This is a genomic window from Paenibacillus sp. LK1 (assembly GCF_002750415.1).
GTDB classification, from domain to species: Bacteria; Bacillota; Bacilli; order Paenibacillales; family Paenibacillaceae; genus Paenibacillus; species Paenibacillus taichungensis.
Genome location: NZ_PEII01000008.1, coordinates 74909 through 95501, shown reverse-complemented (window position 1 = coordinate 95501; position 20593 = coordinate 74909). Strand labels below are relative to the sequence as shown.

Below are 20593 nucleotides of genomic sequence, written 5' to 3'. Positions count from 1 at the left end.
TTATCGTAAGCTTTTAACATAAGACCCTTCATGTATCCTTTACTTCCCCTCCGTAGCCAAGAAGCGAATCGTAACGGTCGTTCCTACACCTTTCTTACTCTCATAATTAATTTCCCCGTCATATTTTTCTACAATATTAAAACAGATCATTAATCCTAATCCGGTTCCATTACTTTTTAATGAGTAAAACGGAGTCCCGAGCGACCTCACCTCATCCTCTGACATTCCGCTTCCTTCATCAATGATTTTGATCTCGATATAATGATGATTCCTCTTGGCAATCACAGTGACAGGTTTCCCCATAGTCGAGGCTTCCAAAGCGTTTTTAATTAAATTCATCATCAGCTGCTTAAACTCGATTGGATTAATAAAAATGAAGCAATTCTCCTCTGCCTCGATATTCAGCTGATTATCAGATAACATCGCATAGGAACGAACCAGACCTGTCACGCTCTGAAGAGCATCGTTCACATCCACTTTTTCTGGTTGCTGATCTCTATTGGGCTTGGAAAGGGTTAGAAACTGAGAGGTAATCTGTTCAACGGTATTTAACTCATCAATCATTAAATTAAACTTCTTTTTGATTGGATCATCAAATGCAGGATCTTCTCTGTATAACTGCAAAAAACCTCGGACAACGGTGACTGGATTTCTAATCTCATGCGCCACAGCTGCCGTCAAATGGGCTATCATCTTTAAACGCTCCGATTGTTGTAATTGTTCATGATAGAGCTGCTGCTTTTTCATACGACTAAAGGACAAATGGAAAATGAGAAATAATAATACCTGACTCGCTATAATATTAATGAGGTTCCCCACGATGTCATGATGTACATACGAATATATTTTACCTTGATCAATCAGGATGATATAGCCAAACGTGATCACAATTAAAACTCCATTCAGAATGATGGAGAAATAAAACAATTTTAAATCAAAAAACAAAATGGCAAGTAAGGGAATCAAACAAATGAGAATGTACGTAGTCCAGGTCTCTGGATATAAGAAGAACATGGTATAGAAATAAGCAAAGCCAAACAGGATGATGATCTTTCTGAAAACATAGGTTTCATGCTTGGGGTAGATCAACAAACAAACCGCTAGAATGGCCACACAAAAAAAATGGAAAACATAGCCCACTGTAATTCCGCTTAATTCTGTCGTCGATAGGATTAATCCAGATAACATAAGAGCAATGAGAGTTAACATCGAAATATAATATGTTTTTCGGTTCACCTGACTGTACAATTCTTTCATCCACTCACCACTTTAAATTAATGTCGACACCTTCGGTATGTATGTAGTCCTTTTCATTCCTATATTTAAAGGCATCCAACTGGATGCCCTTATCTATAATAGCATTGTATCTCATTTAACTACCTATAAATATGAAAATTTGAAATAAACGATTCCCAACAACATAAACCAATTAATAGCCATAATAGGGCACGGCTCAAAATGCAAATTAGCCGTACGGATCAATGTCCGTACGACTAATTTCGGTTGAAAATATGCTTTCAGCTTATGGACTATTTCCAGAGCTCTTCAGCAATTTCTTTAATAAACGCAAGCTTCTGCCATTGCTGCTCTTCTGTCAGATGGTTGCCTTCTTCCGTGGAAGCGAATCCGCATTGCGGGCTCAGGCAAATCCGGTCCAGATCCACATATTGCTTCGCTTCTTCGATACGCTTCAGAATATCTTCCTTGTTTTCAAGCTCACCAAATTTGGAAGAGAACAGCCCAAGCACGACCTGTTGGTTGTCCTTCAGGAAACGAAGTGGTTTGAAATCGCCTGCCCGGTCGGTATCAAACTCCAGATAGTAACCGGAGTAGTTATCAATGTTCAGGAGCGTTTGCGCGATCGGCTCATAGCCTCCACCGACACCGGCATATGTTGATACGTAATTCCCACGGCATACATGTGTCGTTACGACGAGGTCCTCCGGCAAACCGGATACAACTTCCTCGTTCAACTTCGCAAGTTCGTTCGCATAATCGGCCACATTTACGCCAATCTGCTCCATGAATGCCATGAACTGCTGGTCGCAGAGTGCGCCCCACGTGCAATCGTCAATTTGAATGCTGCGGCAACCCGCTTCATACAAAGCCAGAATCGCCTCTTTGTAAGCTTTAGCAATATCCGTAAGCAACTCTTCCCGGTTCGGGTAAATGGCTTGCGTACTTTCTTTATTTTCTGCCCGGTCCAATTCAAACAGGAACTGTGCTGCAGCAGGAATGGATTGACGCGCAACGACGTCATCGCCAGCAACGCTTTTTAAGAATGCATAATGTGAAACAAACGGATGGCTGCTGAAACTTACTTTGCCCGTCAGACGTGCTGTTTCGGGTCTGGATTTCGCACCGTTAAACTCATAGCCTTGATCAATGATGGTACGGTCAACACCGTCAAGTCCCCAGAAGAAGTCCAGATGCCACCAAGAGCGACGGAATTCCCCGTCCGTTACAGCTTGAAGGCCAACTTCTTTTTGTTTTTGCACGAGCTTCACAATTTCAGCGTTTTCTACTTCCTCTAGTTGCCCAGAAGTAATTTCACCGTTTTGGTATTTCGCTCTCGCCTCTTTCAACGCGCTTGGGCGCAAGAAACTGCCTACAATATCATATCGAAATGGAGTGACGGTCCGCTGTTTAGGTTCTGTTTGAATGCTCATCGTTTAATCTCCCCGTAAATTAATTATAAGATTAAATATAACATATCCGATCGGATTTAATGTTCTATGAATGGGCTATAGCAGGTTATAGTTATAAGCTATAACTGAGTCCGATTTTCCTTTACCCGTGAGGTATATCCCTATCCTAAAGAGAAATTTAATTACGCTCCTTTTCATCTATCCATGCTGTTCGCTCCTTATCTTGCAACCAAAGCGGTACTTCACTCCTTTACAATCAGCCTGAGACACCAGCTTTCGGATACATCTGTAGAGGTCATTGAAGTTGCTCCTCCGGCAGTAAGTACAGATCTGGGTGGAGCAGGATTGCATACGCATGGAGAACCATTGGATGCCTTTGCAGATGGAATTTTCGAAGGATTACAGGAGGGTCATAAGGAAATTGGATATGGTACTTCTGTTGCTCGCTTACGTATGTCCCGAGATGAAGTCGATGAATACGCAGAAAATATGTATAACGCAACGAAAAACTTCATTGAATAACTCGCCTATGAGACACCGTGTGACTCACCCGTTTCTCTGTATATTAACAAAGAGGCCATTCCAGCTACGGAACGGCCTCTTTAAATTTTATATAAAACTCATGTATCTACTAACCTTGAATACATATGGAGATCGTTAAATGTTCCTTCTAATGTGAAACCGAGCTTTTGTAAGAGCTTTATCGAATTCACATTTTTGGGATCAACCTTTGCTTCGACTCGGTTCAGTTTTAAAGATGAGAATGCATGATCTACCAAAGTAGAGACCGCCTCTAAAGCATATCCTCTTCCCCACGATGATTTAGCAATATCATATCCAATTTCTGCTTTTAAGTTGTCAAAATCCAAAGAATTATAACCGCAAGAACCTATAATTTCGTTGGACTCTTTTTTAATTATGGAGAAACGAATAGCCTTACGATCTTGAGAGAGATCATCCAGAAGTTTGATCATTTCTTTCGCTTGCTCTACGTTAGTAAAACAACTAACATTCATAAATTTAGTAACCTCGGGATCAGACCAAACGGTGAACAAGCTCGAAGAATCCGACACCTTCATTTTTCTCAATTGTAAACGTTCTGTGTGTAACTCTGTAATCAATACTTTTACCTCCATTAGGATTTAATAGTTAGGTTTAAGATATTGATATCTGCGCATAGTTCAGTCCCTTCAATTCCAGGCTATTTACATTATAGCAAGAATTTTGACCGAATCAGAATCCACTCTATAGATCTCAAGTCAGCGTAAGAATGATCTGTTCTCCGGAACGGGTAATCTTGTAGATCCCCTCCTGCATGTCAATGCCATAGTGCTTTTTCAGCAACCACTTTGCGTTACGATCCGTCTCCACGACGACCAGATAATCGTAGCCGCTCAGGAGATTGTCCATATTATCCTCATAGAACAACACGATCCCGTCCACATGTGGAGCATACAAGAAATACTTCCCGACATACTGCATGTAATAATTCGTGACCTGCTGGTCCCTATCCGAGGCGTAGAACAGATATCTGTTGTTGTCCTCCTGCCCATCTTTATACCAGCGATCGCCGGTAACCGCATGGATTTTGTAAGGGAGCGTTGTATCGTAGGTTTTGGCAATCGAGACAATCCCGTTGTATTCCGATAAAAGGATGGTCGCCGCAATCGCCATACAGCCGATGATTCCTTTTTGATAGTGCCCCTTCGTCTCGACCGTCTTAAAGGCTTGATAATCAGGCACTTCACCAATCCGATAGTGGAATGAACGCTCCAGGTCGATTGCAGCACACAGCACCAGCCCGCCCGCGAACAGCACCACAATACTCGAGGCATAACGCTCAAAACCTGCCAGTACGATCGCCTCATCCATCGGCATGGAGAAGAGATACAGCGCCAGAATGCCTGCATAATACAGCAGCAATACAACATCCAGTGCAATCAGTGCTTTCCACAAATTCCACTTCTTCTTGAGCACCACATAGGCAAATATCGAAGCCACAATCGCTACAATCTCGAAAATGACAATACCGATGACCGGCCGTGTCGTAATATCCGTACTCGATTTTAAGAACAGCCACAGAATCTCATGCATCTGCTCCGCCGTTTTGCCGGATTGAATTCCGGAAGTGGCCACATCGAATTTGTTATCGACGCCCTGAAACACCGTTGCCATCCGCCAGCTCCAGCCGAAGTATGGAATCAGTGAACCGCAGATGGTGCCAATAACAGCCAGCGCAGTTTTCCAACTGAACTCTTGTCTGTGTTTTAGCCATGTATACACCAGGAAGATCAGGCTGATGGCTGCGAAAATAATGCCTGTGCTTTTAATGACTGTCAGCACACCTGCAAGTGGGAGCATGATGATACATGCTCGCTTGATATCATGACGATATTGGTATATGACCGCCAGGATGGCGAGCGCATAGATAGGAAGCAAGAAATCCACAAGCAGGTTGGTAATCCGAATCGTTAGGTTGAAGAAAGAAAGTGTAGATAACCCGAGTCCAAGAAATGCATACAGCAGAAAACGTTTCTTCTCGGATACAATGCCAAACATGGCGTAAAAACAGGAAAAGATGAGCAGACCTTGTGCCAGGAGCATCACGGACTGGGAATGTCCCATGAAGCGACAGACGTAATAAATAAATGATGAGGTCCCTAGCGGATAATTTTTAAAATCAATTAGGTTCGAATCCGGTGTCGGAAAAGTATCTGTGCTGAGCATCTGCTTCAAGACAATCGCCCAGTGGGAAAAATTATCGTAGTGCGTTAGTTGATTTTGGAAGAGTACCAGCAAGAAAATGAACGTCCCTGCCAGGAATGAAAACTGGAATAAGGAAAAAGAAATGCGAAAGGATGCTCCTCGGCGCATTCCGAGAAACACCATTCCTCCATACAATAGTAATCCGACGAAAAGAAGGACAAGGCTGCCAATGTAGAGCTGCCCTGCCAAACCGCTAAGAAAGACAATACATGCTATGGAGGAAAACACAAATACAGGGATGAACTCCCAACGTATCGATAGTGCCTTTCGAACAAACTGCATGTAACCCATAAAGGAAAATATCAATAAAACTCCCATCACAAATTGAAGCAAATACAGCATATCTATCTCTCCTAACCCTCTCTGGTGAAACGCTCGGCATGTGGATGGGTCAAATCACTCAGCAATTGATCAATCAAACCGCGCTCCACGATATCATCAATATTCTCCACCGAGAGAAGCACTTCGCGACGATTGGCTGTTGTTTTCCCTGTATGCTGCAAGATGACTTCAATATTACTCTTCGTATAAAAAGTAACGACCTCTCCTGCCGTAATATCACCATGAAGACCCGTGGCGGAAAAGAAACGATAATTGAAGCTGCGCAGCGTACATCCAGCATGATTGGTGAAATGAACTGGAAGCTGAAGGGAAAGCCTTGGCATTTTTCGTTGATCCGATCTAGGTTGAACAATACGTTTTTTTACATTGCGAAGCATATCGTCGTAAGCCGTATCCCACAGATTCATTTTCTCTGGCAATGAGTGTTTACGATCGTAGATGATTTGCATGTATTGACGGTTATCCGTCTCATCAATCGGCTGAACCGTAGCGGAATAACGCCACCCTTCTCCATCCTGTTTCACATAAACAATGACCGCATGAAGATTGGCCTCATACCGCTCGGATTTTACGACCAGAGAGATCGTCTTCTGTTCAGGTAGATAAATGGGATAGGGGACATAAAAGGCAATACCTTGTTCAGATACATCTACAGTCTTGGCCTGATAGCGCAGATTCGTGTCCTGGTCGTGGATCATGACATCCTCCTGCGCCCGAATCCGCTCTGTCTCCCGATACGCACGACGCCCGATCATGAAGAACAGGGCATAACACAGCGCAATCATATTATGAATGAGCCAGAAAATAATGATACTGCTGAAGAACAGCGCGATGCCATATTTACCGTTAACGTACCGAATCACAGCCGCAATCGAAAGCAAAAGCAGGAAGATATGCGGAAGTGCATATAACAAAGCAGACATCCATTTCCGACCGTTCGCTCTGCTTTTATTCGTAACCTTGAATTTTTTCTCGCGGATGCCCAGCGTTTCAAGGAGAACCGGCCATATCAGATAAGGCATAAATATTGTATCAATAACCTGACTCCAGCGCTGATTCCGAATATTGCTCGACAGATAACGCATCGATACACTGTAGAAGAAATAGGACGGAAGCCAGAATATTAAGATTTGCCAGAAGGTTGTGTTTACAATCTTGAAATCAAACAATGCAAATAAAATAGGAGCAAGAATGAAAATCAAACGGTTAAAGAAGGACCACCAGTATAAGAAACTGCTTAAATAGGTTACCCTCGTCCAGAAAGGAAGCTTCTCGGATATAGGAGCACGTGTATTCTGCAGGCTCTGAATAATTCCCCTTGCCCAGCGTATTCGCTGCTTAATCATGCTCGGGACTGTTGTTGTCGTCTGCCCGGCAGCTTGAACCTCTTGAGTCGCATAGGTAATATAGCCTTCCTGCTGTAGGCGGATGCTTGTCTCAAAGTCCTCGGTGATTGTGTTCAGCGGAAAACCGCCGATGTCTTCCATGCCTTGCCGGGAAATGATCGTATTACTTCCGGTATAGGCTACCGCATTGGAGGCATTACGCAGGATGTTCACTTCTCTGGAGAAGAAATCCTGTTCATTCGGAATTCCTTGCTCTGCATACAAGTTAAACTGGAACAGATCCGGATTATAGAAGCTTTGAGGGGTCTGTACCAGCCCCAGCTTGAACTTTTTATCTATTTCATCCTCACGGCGAAGCCGCCATCTCCCGTTCTCTTCTATAAACGTGGAGAGCAGGAAATACGGGACGGTTTTCATCAAAAAGGTGTGTTGCGGGATCATATCTGCATCAAAGGTTGCAATGAGTGGAGAAGAGGTTTTGCTCAGGGCATTATTCAGGTTACCTGATTTGGCATGTTTGTTGCCGGGAAAACCCAGATATCCTACGCCAAACTGCTTCGCAAGCTCCTCCACCTCAGGTCGTGCTCCATCATCACACAGATAGATGTGAACCTTCTGCTTGTCAGGGTAATCCATGAACGTACAAGCATTGACGGTTTTATACAAAAGATCAACCGGCTCGTTATGGGTGGCAATGAACACATCCACATGAGGATAAAAATCGGGAGGGACGATGGGAAAGTCGAGCTGGGTACGTTCCTTTTGCATCTTTTGAAAAAACAATTCAAAGGTGGTCAGTACGGTTACCGTTTCAGCCACAATTAAGAGCATGCCGAAAATGACGTTCAGAACGCCTTCTCCCCATGGCAGTGTAAAGAACATCCGCCATAGCAAATAAATCGACATCAGGATCATGGTGATGACAAAGAAAATATGTTGTCTTTTTTCGTTTTGCACTACAGCTGCTTCCTCCTTGCTGCAAATACCCATCTTCGCTGCAATTGAAAACTGAGCAGGAACAGCAAGGCATCACAGACAAATTTCGCGATTTTCTCATCCACGAAGAAAATCGTATGGAACAAATATACCCCCGTACTGGAAAGCACAATCACGAAACCGCACAACGTCAAATAGCGCCATAGACTGCCCTGGCTATCCTCTTTACGGAATACAAAGTGCCTATTTAGTACATAGTTGACGACAATAGAGATAATTCTTGCAATCACGGTTGCGAGCAGAATTCTTAGATAATCCTGCTGACCCAATATAGGCCGCAAAAAGTCGATCAAAAACCATGCAATTCCCAAATCAACGACAGAACTCGCAACGGAAGAGGAAATAAAGCGCAGGAAGTTGGAAAACAGCACACCCATTACCCGAGCGCTGTCCTGAACAGCTTTAAAGTGTGTCCCTGCATTTCCATTCTCATAGATGACTTGAATCGGCATGGTATGAATCGGTATACCAGATTGAATGCACGAGATGAGCATCTGCAGCTCATATTCAAAACGAGTGCCGCGAACATCTTGCATGAAAGCAAGTAGTCCGGGGCCAAAGGCTCGAAGTCCGGTTTGGGTATCTGACAGTTTTTTGCCGTAAAGTATAGCAAAAATAAAGGACGTCATTCGATTGCCCAGCAAAGATTTCGGCGGTATGCCTCCCTCACTGAAGTTCCTTACCCCGAGAACCAATGCATCAGGGTGCTGTCTGGCTTCTTTGGCAAGTCTGTATACATCCTCTGCTGCGTGCTGCCCATCTGAGTCCGCAGTGACGACGAACGAAGACGCACCGAACTGCTGTCCGATATACTTAAATCCGGTCTTAAGTGCAGCACCCTTTCCCAGATTTTCCGCATGCCGAAGCAAGACACACCCGTTCTCACTCAGCTCTTCGAAAATCGATTGATACGCCTCACCAGATCCGTCGTCCACAATGACAATATGGGTCAAGCCATATTCTCGCAATTGCCGTACATAGGCTAGAAGTCTCTCATCTGGCTCAAGCGATGGAATAAGGATGATCGTTTTGCCGTCTTCACTTTTATCTATAATCATCCTAGTTAAGCCTCAATTCGACATATTTTCACAAATTCTTTTTGAATACTGTGAGTATAACATCGAAAGAGTATACAGTAAACGAACAACTTGTATATATTTTGGTAAAAAAGTTGTATACACATTCGCATTAATGTATAGGCAAAAAATACTAGAAATAGGACTGTGGTATACACAACAAAAAACTCGCCATAATTATGGCGAGTGCATGTTCAGATATCATGTAACAATGCTATTCTATTCGAATTGCTTCGATATAAAGCTCGATGTTTACTTCATTTCCGACGACAATTCCACCCGTTTCCAGAGGCGAGTTAAAGCTCAAACCAAATTCATTACGATCGATACTGGCAGTCGAATGAAACCCCACACGTTCCCTGCCTCGAGGGTCTTTATTAAACCCTTCAAAAACGGTATGAAAAGTGATAGGTTTTGATACTCCATGCAGCGTTAGATTGCCTGCAAGTTCATATTGCCGCTCGCCAGCAAGAACGCAGTTGGTACTTTGAAACACAATCGCTGGATACTTGGCAGTATGAAAGAATTCTTCGCTCTTAAGATGTTCATCGCGTTGCCGCTGGCGAGTTGTGATACTATTTGTGTCGATGGAAGCCTGAATCCCCATAGTTGCTATATCATTGGGGTCAAAACTTATAACCGCTTCGAACTGCTCGAATACACCTTTGATTTTATTAATCATTAAATGCGTCACCGAAAACTCAACAGAGCTGTGGTCCGGATCCACTTCCCATTTGACATTGCTCATAAATAAATTCCACCTCTATAATCATATGATGAGAAAGGTCGCCCCTTCTCCAAAGCACTGCGCTATTCGCATGTTCTTAATATACAAAAGGGCTACTGACAACGTAATGTCAGTAGCTTTTTTGCGTTCTAGCTTTTCTCATAAATATAGACGAATGGCCGCTTATGCTGATCCCTAATTTGAATTAGAATTACCGTAGAAGTCTGGAAAAAGGCTGTGATTCCAATGTTAATCAAAAGAGATAAATGGCTGCAGTATCGCATCCTCCGCAATGCGTCCTCTCTCGCCGGACGGTTACCTGAAACACAGTTACTTATAAAGGACACTTTAACGAAAATGCTGCTTCAATATCAAAGCATCGTACTGAAACCTCGTAACGGAAGTTATGGAAGAGATATTATTTTTATCAAACGGAACGGTGTAAGAACCTATCGTATTCAAAATGAAAATAATGTGGTCATCATGAGAGACACCAACAAGGTACTTCAATGGCTCCTCAAAAGAAATAAAAGTCATGGATACATTGTCCAAAAACGTCTGTATCTTGCCCAAATTGGGCACAAGCCGTTCGACATTCGAATCATTATTCAGCGCAAAAAAGGCTCTTCAGCCACTTGGAACGTTACCGGCTCCTACGCTAAAGTTGCGGCGCAGGGGTATCTGGTCACGAATGTGACTAGCCGCACCATTCCAGTGCTGGAGGCTCTCAAATTAGCTCGAATCGAAGATCCGAGCTTGCTTGTCAAAGCGGAACACATTGCAATATCAGCTGCCAAACGACTGGGAGAACGTTACCCTAAGCTTAGACAAGTCGGGTTCGATATAGGTATCGACAGGAAACGTCGAATTTGGATCATTGAAGGTAATTATAAACCGGACCTACGGCCTTTCCAGCTTTTGAAAGATTCCTCAATGCATCGCAAAATATTATGGTACAAGAAACATTAAAGCAAAAAATGAGACGACCAGCCTTTTTCTACGGCCAGTCGTCTCTTTAGGTTAAGTTTGATGCTTATGATGATCGCTTCAGTTATTACTTGCGGCGTCTCGTGGCACTAGTAACACGTGTCACTTGGAACTTATTTACCCCTACCTGTATAATGGCAAACTGGCTGTAAGAAGTACCGGAAGAAGTATACGGCTCGGCTTCAATATTCCCACTTGGCGTTCTAACCGTTGCGGTGATTCTAGTCAACAAACAAGCCCCACGACTGGAAGCTCTCCAAGTCTCGTCACGCAGAACACTATAGTTGTCGTCACTACAAAAGATGGATGCATATTCAACTTTTCCAGACGCATTAAACGAAGTAGAGTTATAGATCTGAACAGGGTCATAACCACCTCTTGGTCCTCCAGGTCTTCTATTTCCCATTATCAAAACCTCCTTATTATTGATAGTTTTATTAAATGCACTTCAAATGTTTTGGTAAGGTATAAATGTGGACAAGGAACAAAAAGTGCGTTTGTCCGGTGGCCTGAGGGGCCTTATAAGGTTGTCATCAAAACAAAAAGAACCACCTGTGTTGTTACACAGGTGGTTCGAGAATGATAGATTCTTTTTAAATTATGAAGCTTTTGCTGCAACAGCTTTTTGAATTAAAGCTTTTGCATCGTTAGTAGAAAGACCTTGTTTAGGTTGAAGCAGGTTTTTCTCTGCTGCACTAAGAATACCTTTGTCAATCAGTTTTGCCATCGATTTCACCGCATAGGTAGAAACGGTTTTGCCATCTTCAAAACCTGCAATGATCGTAGCCGCATTTTTATCAGATGCTTGATCTTTCAGCAATTTAGCAAGAATGGTAGCTGCTTCTTCACGAGTGATATCACGATCAGGATTGAAGTTACCACCGTAACCTTGAATGAATCCAGCATGAGTCGCTTCAGCGATTGCATCTGCATATGAAGCGTTAGCAGCAACATCCTTGAATGCAGGTAGTGTAGCTACTTCGTTCAGTTTCAACAGGTCTACAAGAGCACTTACAAATTCAGCACGGGAAATGAATTCTGTTGTTGCAGGTGTTTCTGTTTCCTCTGTAGATGCAGCTAGATTCGTGATACGTCCTTCGATTTTAGCCACAATGTCAGCGCCTTTATACGTATCTACAATGTACTGGTAGAATACATCCAGATCGATAGGGCCAGCCAAGGATGATTTAGCATCTACTAGCACTTTATAGTTATCTCCACCTGCAGCCATAAAGTTGTTAACTACAGCTGTATATGTTTTTGCAGGATCAATAGGTGTGCCATCTTCCAGACTAAGGCTAGTAACACGTTCTGCAACTGGCTTGTTGAAGTCTGCAGTATATTTCAAACCAGAGATCTGTAGAGTTTTTGTGTTTGGTGTACCGTCAGCGTTGGTACCCCATTGTTGCTGCAACAACGTTTTAATTTGTTCGCCAGTCAACTCCAGTTTCACTAGAGTATTGCCAAAAGGTTGGATTTTAGCAAGATCAGCAAAGGTCACATCGCCTTTTGGCAGATCCGCACGAATACCACCCGGATTCATAAATGCAAAGTCAGCAGCACTTGCCTTATCCCCAAAGTCTGCTTCACGCATTGAATCTGCAATGAGGTTGCCCAGAGCGGCTTCGTTATTATAAGCATCTGTGCGGGTAACAGAACCATCTGTTGTACCAACTGGCTTAGTCAACTCAGGATGCTTGTCTAATGATTTTTTAATAATAGCCAACGTTTCAGGATCTTCTTTTACACCCTCTTGGAAAGTCGTTGTAACGGTAGCTGATTTCTCAGTTACATCCCCAGTAGCAGGGTCAATCATCAATTTAATATCTTCAAATGCCGTACCATAAGAGAACGCTTGAACGATCAATTTTCCATTCACTTCACCGTTAGCCAAGGCATGATTGTCACCTGCGACGATAACGTCAACAGGGGAATCTGCTGGCAAAGCTTTTGCTAAATCAGCCGCTTCTCCAGTGGTTACGCCTTCTTTGGTTGTTGCTGGATCATGTGCCAAAACGATGATCGTTTCTACACCTTGATCTTGCAATTCTTTTGCATATTTATTAACGGCTTCAACTTCTTCTTCTGCGCTTAAGAAACGCACACCAGCTGTCCCAGATGGGGATACTTTGGCAGGTGTGGATTTAGTCACTAATCCGATGAATCCGATTTTGACTCCGCCTACTTCTTTAATAACATACGGCTTAATCAATGTTTTGCCAGTGGCAGTTTCAATGACGTTTGCATTGACGTAATCAAATTTCGCACCAGCATGAGTTACTTTGCCTTCTTTTGGATCAAGGCCACCAAAGATTTGTGCCTTCAAGGCAGCGATACCTTGGTCGAATTCATGATTGCCTAGAGAACCTACATCAAAGCCCATCATATTCATCCATTCCATGGTAGGCTCGTCACGATCGAGAGATGAGACTGGAGCAGATGCACCCACAGAGTCTCCATTATGGAAGAGTAGGGAATGTTCATATTTTGCTTGAGCTTCTTTTAAGTAGGTTGCTAGAATTGGAGCCGTTCCTGCCTTTTTATCACTAACGATCGATGTGGTATCTAACTGACCATGGAAGTCATTGATACCAATCAAGTGTACTTCTACATCTTTGCCTGCGGCAGAGACAGAACCCGCTGCGCCCAATAGTTGGGTGAGTAATAGTGCAGCAGTTGCCACACGAATTGTGCTTTGGCCCAGAACTTTTTTCCAATACATGAATTAACAAAACCCCTCTCCAATTATAGATCCTGAAATATTTTACCATAGTTCAATTCATAAAAGTCGTAGAATATATTAAATGGATGTAAAAAATTTAAAGATTGATAGAGAAAGGACATACCTGTATCTGGATTTTAACCAAAGCTAGTTCTTGGGGTTTCAATCTGCTCTGAGGTCTTTTTTATTTGAAGATGACGAATTTTAAATTTTTTTCTTTTAAGTGTTTAAGAATAGCCGGAAGTGCTTCTAATGTGTTTTTGTTCTCATGCAGCACATATACTCCGCCAGCAGCTTCGACCTGATGAAAGTATCGAATAATATCCTCTGGCTTCTTCGCATTCCAGTCCTCTGGATCTCGATTCCAGAGAAGGGTCTTCATATTCAACTTCTTAACCTCGGAGACAAGTTTGTTGTTAACTGCACCGTATGGTGGACGGAACAAAGTAACCGTTTTATGCGTCAATGATTCCAGAACGCTGTTTGTCTTCGACAAGCTCTCGCTCTGATCCTGTGGGGTGTCCTTTGGAAGCAAACTGTGATCCCAGGAATGATTCCCAATCGCCATTCCATGTTCACTCGCATAGATAACAGCATCTCGATTTCGTTCCACCTTCTGCCCTACAAACAGAAATGTTGCCGCTACCTTCTGTTCTGTCAGAATGTCCACAAACTGCTTCGTGAGTGTGGAAGGTCCATCATCAAAGGTTAAAGCCACATATTCCTTCGGTAAACCAAAGAAAGACTCCTCTTTATCAATGTCGATGACTTCAAAGGATTCGTGATTACTGTCAGGCTGATCGGATACGTATGATAGGACGATAGGATTTGTTCTGGCAGCCGTAACTGAAGTTTCCGTCTTGTATGGTTCACTTATAGCTGTAAGCACCATCGGCGCTTCAAAATCATCGTCTTTTTCCCCAGCCATCGCCACCCCGACTGATCCGCTAAACGTATTTGCAGAATCGTCATTCCCCTTCGAAGTGATAGATAGAACAATCAGAAAGCCGATAGTTACCAGGGACAGAATCAAAATTTTGGGCATGTGTGCAGACAATTGCCGCAGGAGTTGTGTCCGTTGCTGAGCGGGTTCCGCTACTCTGTCTTCCACTGGAACGGGCGGAAGGTTCCTGATCCGCTTAATTTCATTTATGTATGCTTCGCTGCATGCAAAATACTGCACATCCCGGGAAACTTCTGTAGTTCTAATTATGGAACTATAAAAGGTATTTCGGTATGGATCCCACTTGGAATAGGGAGAGAGTCTGATCCTGTCTCCATTTAGTGGCTTCAACATTTCAAGCCCAATATATGTAAACTCGTCAATATTAATTTCGTATATAGCTTGCCTATCCTCTTGGGACACTGCGACCGTGATTTGATTTACACCATCCGAGGTCTTCCCAAGCGATAACAGCTCCATTACCTGCGTAATGTATGTCTCCATACCATTCGTCCTCTCTTCCGATCAGCAATGACTTTAATCGATTGGAGATTCCTCGGTTGTTCCTGCGTTCGATGCAAACGGAGATGTCAATCTGTTAGTAAAGTCATTTACAACATTAAGCAAATGCGTTTTCTCCTGGCGAAGAGCATCGAATTTCTGTTTCATTTGAGTGAGCTCGGATTCATATCTTACATTCTTCTCCTCAAGCTCGCTGATTCTCTTATTCTTATCGGTAATCATCTCATTGTGCTTCTGAAGCAGGCCGGCATAATTCTGGCGTTCAAGCTCAATTACACCTTTAAGCTCCTCATTTTGACCAGACATAGTGGATTGAAGCTCCCGAAAGTCTTCCATTATTTGATCGACCTTCAGATTCTTATCGGCCAGCTTTCGCTCCAGCTCCAAAATGCTCTTCTCGCGTTCCTCAATGACCTTGCCCAAGTTCTTTAGGTCTCTGTTTAAACGATCGTTTTGTCCGTTCGAATGGTTTAATCGATCCTGCAAATCATTATGACTCATTTCGACATGCTGCTTGTCCTTAATCATCTGCTCTACGGCGAATACCAGATCAAGCGAGCTCTTATCCATAAGACCCTTATTGATTAAAACAGAACTTGAAGGCTCTTCCTTCACCTCGGAAGGAGTCAAATTTAGCGACACTTCCTCTTGTGGCTCGTCCAAGTCCCTCCTCATGTCAAGGTCCTCTCTCGATTGCTGCTCAAGTCTACTCTTCTTCTTTTGGAACGGTGAAAACATATATTAAATCACCTTTTCTAGGATAATGTTGATAAATGTCGATTTATGGCATATAACCGCATATTTATTATCGGAAATTTACCTTTATTTTTTAATATATTCGATAAATAAACATCAGAACGCAGAAAAAAGAGACGCGGACATCACTCCAGCGTCTCGTAGGGCTATTTTCCATGACTCCATCAACCACAGTAAGATAAGCTTATTTTCATATATTTACAAATTAATGTGTTAGACTACTAAAAGAAGAATTGCCGATCTATACTAAAGAACGCTGCACAACTGGATGCAGGCAGTTATTACGATAAACGTAGTTAGAAAGGAAACCCCATGAATCGTTCCCTGAAGCAACTAATAAAATCATTATTAGCACCAGCGTTCCCCGGTGGAATCATAACCATTCTGATATTTTATCTTGATTACTTTCAATTCGAACTTGTTGAAAAGTTTCTACTTTTTGCGGCTTTCGTCATTGTACCTCTTGTGATTTTACTTATGAACCATGACGAAAAGAATAAACATCAACGAATGGTTTATGCTGCTATGAAATGGCTCCAGTTTCCCGCTGCGCTTCTTACCCTAGCCTCGGTAATGAGTAGTAAGATGTGGGGGTTAGAAAGTACGACAATCCCAGGGATTCTGTCCCTTGGGTGGCTACTGTTCACACTGCTGCTTGGCATCTATGGCTTCACCACTATTGTGATCGCTAAAGGAAAAGCAGCGGAAATAGCGATTGGAGCGGGGCTCGTTTATTTTTTTATCGGGGGCATTTGGTTTACCTTATATCAATATCAATTGAACCTCTTCCAAGCTAATCCTGCAACGCACGCATTAAGCTCAGTTCACTTTCATTTCTCATCTGCTATCGTTCCAATTTTTATTGGTGAACTTGGACGCATCATGACGAAGAAAAGCTGGTATCCCTGGGTCGTTGCCATCGATATCATCGGACCCATCTTGATTGCTATTGGTATGATTTTCTCCAAGCCAATTGAATACATTGGTGTCACTTTGTTCGCCTGTAATATTGTGATTTACACCGCTTATCTCCTTGCTTACTTGAGGAAAAACGCTTTGGATAATAAGGCGACCTTCTTTTTAGGCCTATCTTGTCTAGCCTTTTACACGGTTGTTGTGCTTTCCTTTTTATATCCGCTACTAAAAAAGATATTTTTCTTAACCATACTTGATTTCATTCCCGTTTACGGATCTCTGCATGCATTTGGTTTTGTTTTATGTGGACTGATTGGTTGGGTGTACACGGTAGACTTCATTAAGAGAAAAAAGATGGTCAAGGAGAATAGATAGGTTGATACATCTATATGAGTGATTACATACAAAAACATGAATTGGTGAATGTGATGTATAGGGTGTCAATCGGCTTCATAGGAGTAGTTTAGTCACGTTCGTGCTATAATAGTGTTCACATAAATAACATTCATCATTCTGCCGAGATGGCGATGATTAAGGAGATTGAATTTTGACGAACAACCATGATATTGGAGCAGTTAACGAACTACCGGAAAACTTTGAAGAGCTCAAACGAGCGGCTAATCGGACGAGTTGGAGAGAAAGACTAAATGCGGTGAACGAATTGGGGAACTGGGATACAGCCCCTACCATTAAGTTACTGCAGCATGTTTTGAAAAATGATCAGGTGTTCCAGGTGCGTGAAGCTGCATATTTCAAGCTGAAGCAGTTGGATGAAGATGTTCAAATGCCTGCCAAAAACAAAGGTGAGCTGTTTAAAGGTCTTAACAAAATTTTGCTGCGAATTAAAAAAAGCCTTCCTGAAGGTCACACATTTGAGCAATTCAAGGAAAAACTGCAAAAGACACGCCTGGATATTTATGATACTTACGAGGGCGACAAAGATGCTGAGTTCGATTCCTGGCTCCATGGAATTTGGGAGACACTAGGTAGAAAATAGCTGCCGTGCAGGCTACAATGTAGTCTTTGGACAGTCTCCAAACGGCTGATTTAACACTCGACCCTTTGCTTTATCACGATCGCTATTATACCGTTTACCGTATAATAGCTGAGTACAAAGCCACTCCAGAAAAATGGAGTGGCTTCTTTATTTCTTATTATTTAGATTGTCACCAGATTTTATCTCACTCTTTAGCACTTTGAAGTATGAATGCATTTAATCGTTCCGACACGAATATCTAGTGCTGCAAAATCATCGATCGTTGCCAACGTTTTTTCCTCCTCCATTGCGTTTTACTGCTCTAGGCGGAACGGCTGCAGGAGTCGAATCCCTTCCTCAATGGATCCCTCCATCAGTTCTAAGAGCTGGGGCACCAGTTCCTGCATCCGGGGGGCGCTCAGGTTCCGATCGAGGGCATCCCGGTTTTCCCAGCGCTCGTAGATGATGAATGTGCCTAGCAAGAGAGGCCTTGGAGGATCATCCGTAACATAAATCTGAAACTAAAGGTCTCATAGGATCCCATCAAGGCTATTTTTCGCCGTCACTTATGGTACGGTTCAGTTTAACGGGCCTATCGGCGAAAAGGGCTAGAAAAACAACCATCGACGATATTGAAAGTCGGCGACTATCACACCTGCGCTAAATCATGAGAATTGCCAAAAACCTGCTACTAGATCTTGTATCTCATCCGTCCCTAATTTGGCGAAAATATAGAGAGACCCAAAACCAAAAGGATAACTGTAATCATCTTGAAGCATGGTTTTCCATCAGTATATCAATCAGTGTACTTTTACCACTGCCACTTGTTCCTATAAAAGCGCAATGTTGTGCCTCTTCAAACGTGAATGAAATGTTTTTATATAGCTTATTATTAGATGTATTGATGAACATAGGTTTTGAGTTTACCGTTGTTAGAGTAACATTGTTTACAAACAACTTCAATCGATGTGTATCCCTTACCCTCACTTGGAAATATTAATATTTCCTTTAATTCTTTTGCTTATATCCTAAGCTCACTTTATATAAAAAATACAATTTGACTTAAAGTCCACTTTAACACTTATCATTATATTGAAGAAATACAGCCTCAATGCTCAGGAGATATTATTATCATTCAATGTTGTTGAGAGGGGATACGTAAAAATGGAGCTAAACGATAAGATTGTTATTATTGGGGTAACAGGTTATATTGGCGCATGGGTTGCCAAAAAGTTAACAGATATAGGTTATACGCAGATTGTCGGAACGTACCGAAATGAAGCAAAAGCTGGGCAGCTTCAAACGATGCTACCAAACGTAAAATTTTACAAAGCAAACCTAGGTGAAACAGAAAATTGGCATGAAGTATTAAGTGAAGCGAAGTGGATTTTTAATCAGGGGAGTGCCTCCAGTCCCGACGACAAAACATTTAAAGATAGGGGCCGCACGAAAGAAAAAGGAATCCGCATGCTCTTGCAAATGGCTGCCCAATCAGGCACTGTTAAAAAGATCGTGCACACCACTGCAGAGTCAACTATTGCTTATGGCAACGATGATCCGTCAAAAACGACGTTTACAGAGGATGACTGGACCAATGAAGACAGGGAAGGCTTATTCGACCACAATATGGTATCGAAGACGATGGAAGAAAGAGCAGCCTGGTCATTTATCCTCTCCGATGAAAATACAACAAATATAATCATGACAACGATCCATCCTACGCATGTCATGGGACCAAGCTTTGCGCCTTGGCACAATGATATGATCTATGCCATGCTTCGCGGCGATAGAGCTATGGCAGATTCGCAATTGTATGGGGTTGATGTGCGCGATGCCGCGGCAATGAATATTGCTTTGATGAAATCGACTGAAGCGAATGGAACGCGTCATTTCGCCTCTGCTTTTAAATCAACATACTCTACCCTCTTAAATTTGATTAAAGAACAATTTACAGATGAACAGATTAAAGCCGTGTTAGGTCATGCTGCTCGAATTATCCCTGGAGATGAAGCGGCGGATATATTGAGCCATTGTCATTCAACGTCATACTATCAAGATATGGTACCTCGTATGTTAAACCGCATAGAGTACAAGACTAACTATCCTGACGTGTACGCGTATCAGTATACAGAACCCAATACTACAGTCATAGAAGCCATGGAAAAAATGTTGAAGGATAAAAACAAAGGATAACATATTAACGCAAATAAAAGTGTAGCCTCCCTATTGCGGGAGGCTACACTTTTATTGTTCATCTTTCTGGAAAATACTCACATACATCACTCAATATAGCGCTGTACTTCCTTTCGCCCTCTATTCTCAAGAGGAAAACAATCCAAAAATAGAAGCATAATAATCCGAAAAATCAATATATCTCCCTAGAAAATAACCAATTGTAATAAAAATCGAACACCAGCACAAGGCTCCGAGGCCCGAGTAGAGTATATATTTCCGTGGGCTCATAGCACTCATCCCTGCAAGATAACAAGTCAGATGACGGAACCCTGGTATATAGTAACCAATGCATATCGCCCAGGGGCCGTAACGCTGAAACCAATTCTCTGTTTTCTCTAACCTTTTGGTCGTGAGCCTGACCCATTTTCCATACTTCCACAGCAACGGCTTGCCGAACTTCCGCCCAAGGGAGTAACTGCACAGCATACCAGTCATAGCCCCGATTACGCTGATCACAAGGGATATCGGAAAATAAAGCAGCCCAATTGAAGAAAGATAGCCAACAATCGTCATGAGAACCTCATCAGGCACAGGCAAACCAATAATGCCAAGCGCAAGGCATAAGAAGATGCCAATATAACCGTACTGGATAACAATATCTTGTAAGAAAGCCATGATGTTCACACTCCAGTTCTA

At 42.6% G+C, this 20593-nt stretch carries 16 protein-coding genes and 2 pseudogenes; 5 read left to right on the top strand and 13 right to left on the bottom strand.

What is annotated here, in order from left to right; genetic code table 11:
- Positions 1 to 39 precede the first annotated feature (39 nt).
- Entirely contained in the window at positions 40 to 1257 is a 1218-nt protein-coding gene (locus CS562_RS18485; protein WP_099857784.1) for a sensor histidine kinase, read from the bottom strand.
- Positions 1258 to 1529: 272 nt separating this feature from the next.
- Entirely contained in the window at positions 1530 to 2669 is a 1140-nt protein-coding gene (locus CS562_RS18480) for a 5-methyltetrahydropteroyltriglutamate--homocysteine S-methyltransferase (RefSeq protein ID WP_099857782.1), read from the bottom strand.
- Between the two features lie 165 nt (positions 2670 to 2834).
- Between CS562_RS18480 and CS562_RS18475 the strand changes: the two are divergent.
- A pseudogene (locus CS562_RS18475) lies at positions 2835 to 3170 on the top strand (SDR family NAD(P)-dependent oxidoreductase); the annotation flags it as partial.
- 98 nt (positions 3171 to 3268) lie between these two features.
- Here the strand turns inward: CS562_RS18475 and CS562_RS18470 are convergent.
- The 5 genes from CS562_RS18470 to CS562_RS18450 all read right to left on the bottom strand — a co-directional run bounded on the left by CS562_RS18470 (position 3269) and on the right by CS562_RS18450 (position 9922).
- Positions 3269 to 3769, bottom strand: coding sequence for a GNAT family N-acetyltransferase (locus CS562_RS18470; protein ID WP_099857780.1), 501 nt, complete (start codon positions 3767 to 3769; stop codon positions 3269 to 3271).
- 133 nt (positions 3770 to 3902) lie between these two features.
- Positions 3903 to 5756: a hypothetical protein gene (locus tag CS562_RS18465; RefSeq protein WP_099857779.1), complete on the bottom strand. Its 1854-nt coding sequence runs from the start codon at positions 5754 to 5756 to the stop codon at positions 3903 to 3905.
- Positions 5757 to 5767: 11 nt separating this feature from the next.
- Entirely contained in the window at positions 5768 to 8059 is a 2292-nt protein-coding gene (locus CS562_RS18460; RefSeq protein WP_180287179.1) for a glycosyltransferase family 2 protein, read from the bottom strand.
- On the bottom strand, positions 8059 to 9156 hold the full coding sequence (locus CS562_RS18455; protein ID WP_099857775.1) for a bifunctional glycosyltransferase family 2/GtrA family protein: 1098 nt from the start codon (positions 9154 to 9156) through the stop codon (positions 8059 to 8061). Before CS562_RS18455 ends, CS562_RS18460 begins: the two co-directional genes overlap by 1 nt.
- A 232-nt stretch (positions 9157 to 9388) precedes the next feature.
- On the bottom strand, positions 9389 to 9922 hold the full coding sequence (locus CS562_RS18450; RefSeq protein ID WP_099857773.1) for a YceI family protein: 534 nt from the start codon (positions 9920 to 9922) through the stop codon (positions 9389 to 9391).
- A 225-nt stretch (positions 9923 to 10147) separates the two neighbouring features.
- Here CS562_RS18450 and CS562_RS18445 point away from each other — a divergent pair, with 225 nt between their 5' ends.
- Complete coding sequence (locus CS562_RS18445; protein WP_099857771.1) at positions 10148 to 10870, top strand: YheC/YheD family protein; 723 nt, start codon at positions 10148 to 10150, stop codon at positions 10868 to 10870.
- 85 nt (positions 10871 to 10955) lie between these two features.
- Here CS562_RS18445 and CS562_RS18440 read toward each other — a convergent pair whose 3' ends face one another.
- The 4 genes from CS562_RS18440 to CS562_RS18425 form a co-directional block, all read right to left on the bottom strand.
- A complete protein-coding gene (locus CS562_RS18440; protein ID WP_076287210.1) occupies positions 10956 to 11294 on the bottom strand; it encodes a hypothetical protein in 339 nt (112 codons plus the stop codon).
- Positions 11295 to 11486: 192 nt separating this feature from the next.
- Positions 11487 to 13610, bottom strand: coding sequence for a 5'-nucleotidase C-terminal domain-containing protein (locus CS562_RS18435; RefSeq protein ID WP_099857769.1), 2124 nt, complete (start codon positions 13608 to 13610; stop codon positions 11487 to 11489).
- A gap of 184 nt (positions 13611 to 13794) precedes the next feature.
- A complete protein-coding gene (locus tag CS562_RS18430) occupies positions 13795 to 15057 on the bottom strand; it encodes a polysaccharide deacetylase family protein (protein WP_099857767.1) in 1263 nt (420 codons plus the stop codon).
- A gap of 33 nt (positions 15058 to 15090) precedes the next feature.
- Positions 15091 to 15750, bottom strand: coding sequence for a hypothetical protein (locus tag CS562_RS18425; protein ID WP_246317866.1), 660 nt, complete (start codon positions 15748 to 15750; stop codon positions 15091 to 15093).
- A 393-nt stretch (positions 15751 to 16143) separates the two neighbouring features.
- On the opposite strand from CS562_RS18425, the gene CS562_RS18420 reads away from it, so the two are divergent.
- Together CS562_RS18420 and CS562_RS18415 are read left to right on the top strand one after the other, a co-directional pair.
- Positions 16144 to 17121 carry a YndJ family transporter gene (locus tag CS562_RS18420; protein WP_099857762.1) on the top strand — a complete coding sequence of 326 codons (978 nt, stop codon included), beginning with the start codon at positions 16144 to 16146 and terminating at the stop codon, positions 17119 to 17121.
- A gap of 172 nt (positions 17122 to 17293) precedes the next feature.
- Positions 17294 to 17743 (top strand): HEAT repeat domain-containing protein, encoded by a 450-nt coding sequence (locus CS562_RS18415; protein WP_099857760.1) that lies wholly within the window; start codon positions 17294 to 17296, stop codon positions 17741 to 17743.
- A gap of 762 nt (positions 17744 to 18505) precedes the next feature.
- Here CS562_RS18415 and CS562_RS18405 read toward each other — a convergent pair.
- Positions 18506 to 18634: pseudogene (locus CS562_RS18405) on the bottom strand (ATP-binding cassette domain-containing protein); the annotation flags it as partial.
- A gap of 252 nt (positions 18635 to 18886) precedes the next feature.
- Between CS562_RS18405 and CS562_RS18400 the strand changes: the two are divergent.
- Positions 18887 to 19915: an NAD-dependent epimerase/dehydratase family protein gene (locus CS562_RS18400; protein WP_099857759.1), complete on the top strand. Its 1029-nt coding sequence runs from the start codon at positions 18887 to 18889 to the stop codon at positions 19913 to 19915.
- Between the two features lie 126 nt (positions 19916 to 20041).
- Here the strand turns inward: CS562_RS18400 and CS562_RS18395 are convergent, their stop codons facing one another.
- Positions 20042 to 20572 (bottom strand): DedA family protein, encoded by a 531-nt coding sequence (locus tag CS562_RS18395; protein ID WP_076287203.1) that lies wholly within the window; start codon positions 20570 to 20572, stop codon positions 20042 to 20044.
- Positions 20573 to 20593: the final 21 nt, after the last annotated feature.

Bases quoted from the DNA above. Each gene is read 5' to 3' on its own strand.
- CS562_RS18435 (WP_099857769.1), bottom strand. From the start codon at position 13,610: ATGTATTGGAAAAAAGTTCTGGGCCAAAGCACAATTCGTGTGGCAACT.
- CS562_RS18480 (WP_099857782.1), bottom strand. From the start codon at position 2,669: ATGAGCATTCAAACAGAACCTAAACAGCGGACCGTCACTCCATTTCGA.
- CS562_RS18465 (WP_099857779.1), bottom strand. From the start codon at position 5,756: ATGCTGTATTTGCTTCAATTTGTGATGGGAGTTTTATTGATATTTTCC.
- CS562_RS18485 (WP_099857784.1), bottom strand. From the start codon at position 1,257: ATGAAAGAATTGTACAGTCAGGTGAACCGAAAAACATATTATATTTCG.
- CS562_RS18455 (WP_099857775.1), bottom strand. From the start codon at position 9,156: ATGATTATAGATAAAAGTGAAGACGGCAAAACGATCATCCTTATTCCA.
- CS562_RS18420 (WP_099857762.1), top strand. From the start codon at position 16,144: ATGAATCGTTCCCTGAAGCAACTAATAAAATCATTATTAGCACCAGCG.
- CS562_RS18425 (WP_246317866.1), bottom strand. From the start codon at position 15,750: ATGAGGAGGGACTTGGACGAGCCACAAGAGGAAGTGTCGCTAAATTTG.
- CS562_RS18395 (WP_076287203.1), bottom strand. From the start codon at position 20,572: ATGGCTTTCTTACAAGATATTGTTATCCAGTACGGTTATATTGGCATC.
- CS562_RS18445 (WP_099857771.1), top strand. From the start codon at position 10,148: ATGTTAATCAAAAGAGATAAATGGCTGCAGTATCGCATCCTCCGCAAT.
- CS562_RS18450 (WP_099857773.1), bottom strand. From the start codon at position 9,922: ATGAGCAATGTCAAATGGGAAGTGGATCCGGACCACAGCTCTGTTGAG.
- CS562_RS18430 (WP_099857767.1), bottom strand. From the start codon at position 15,057: ATGGAGACATACATTACGCAGGTAATGGAGCTGTTATCGCTTGGGAAG.
- CS562_RS18400 (WP_099857759.1), top strand. From the start codon at position 18,887: ATGGAGCTAAACGATAAGATTGTTATTATTGGGGTAACAGGTTATATT.
- CS562_RS18440 (WP_076287210.1), bottom strand. From the start codon at position 11,294: ATGGGAAATAGAAGACCTGGAGGACCAAGAGGTGGTTATGACCCTGTT.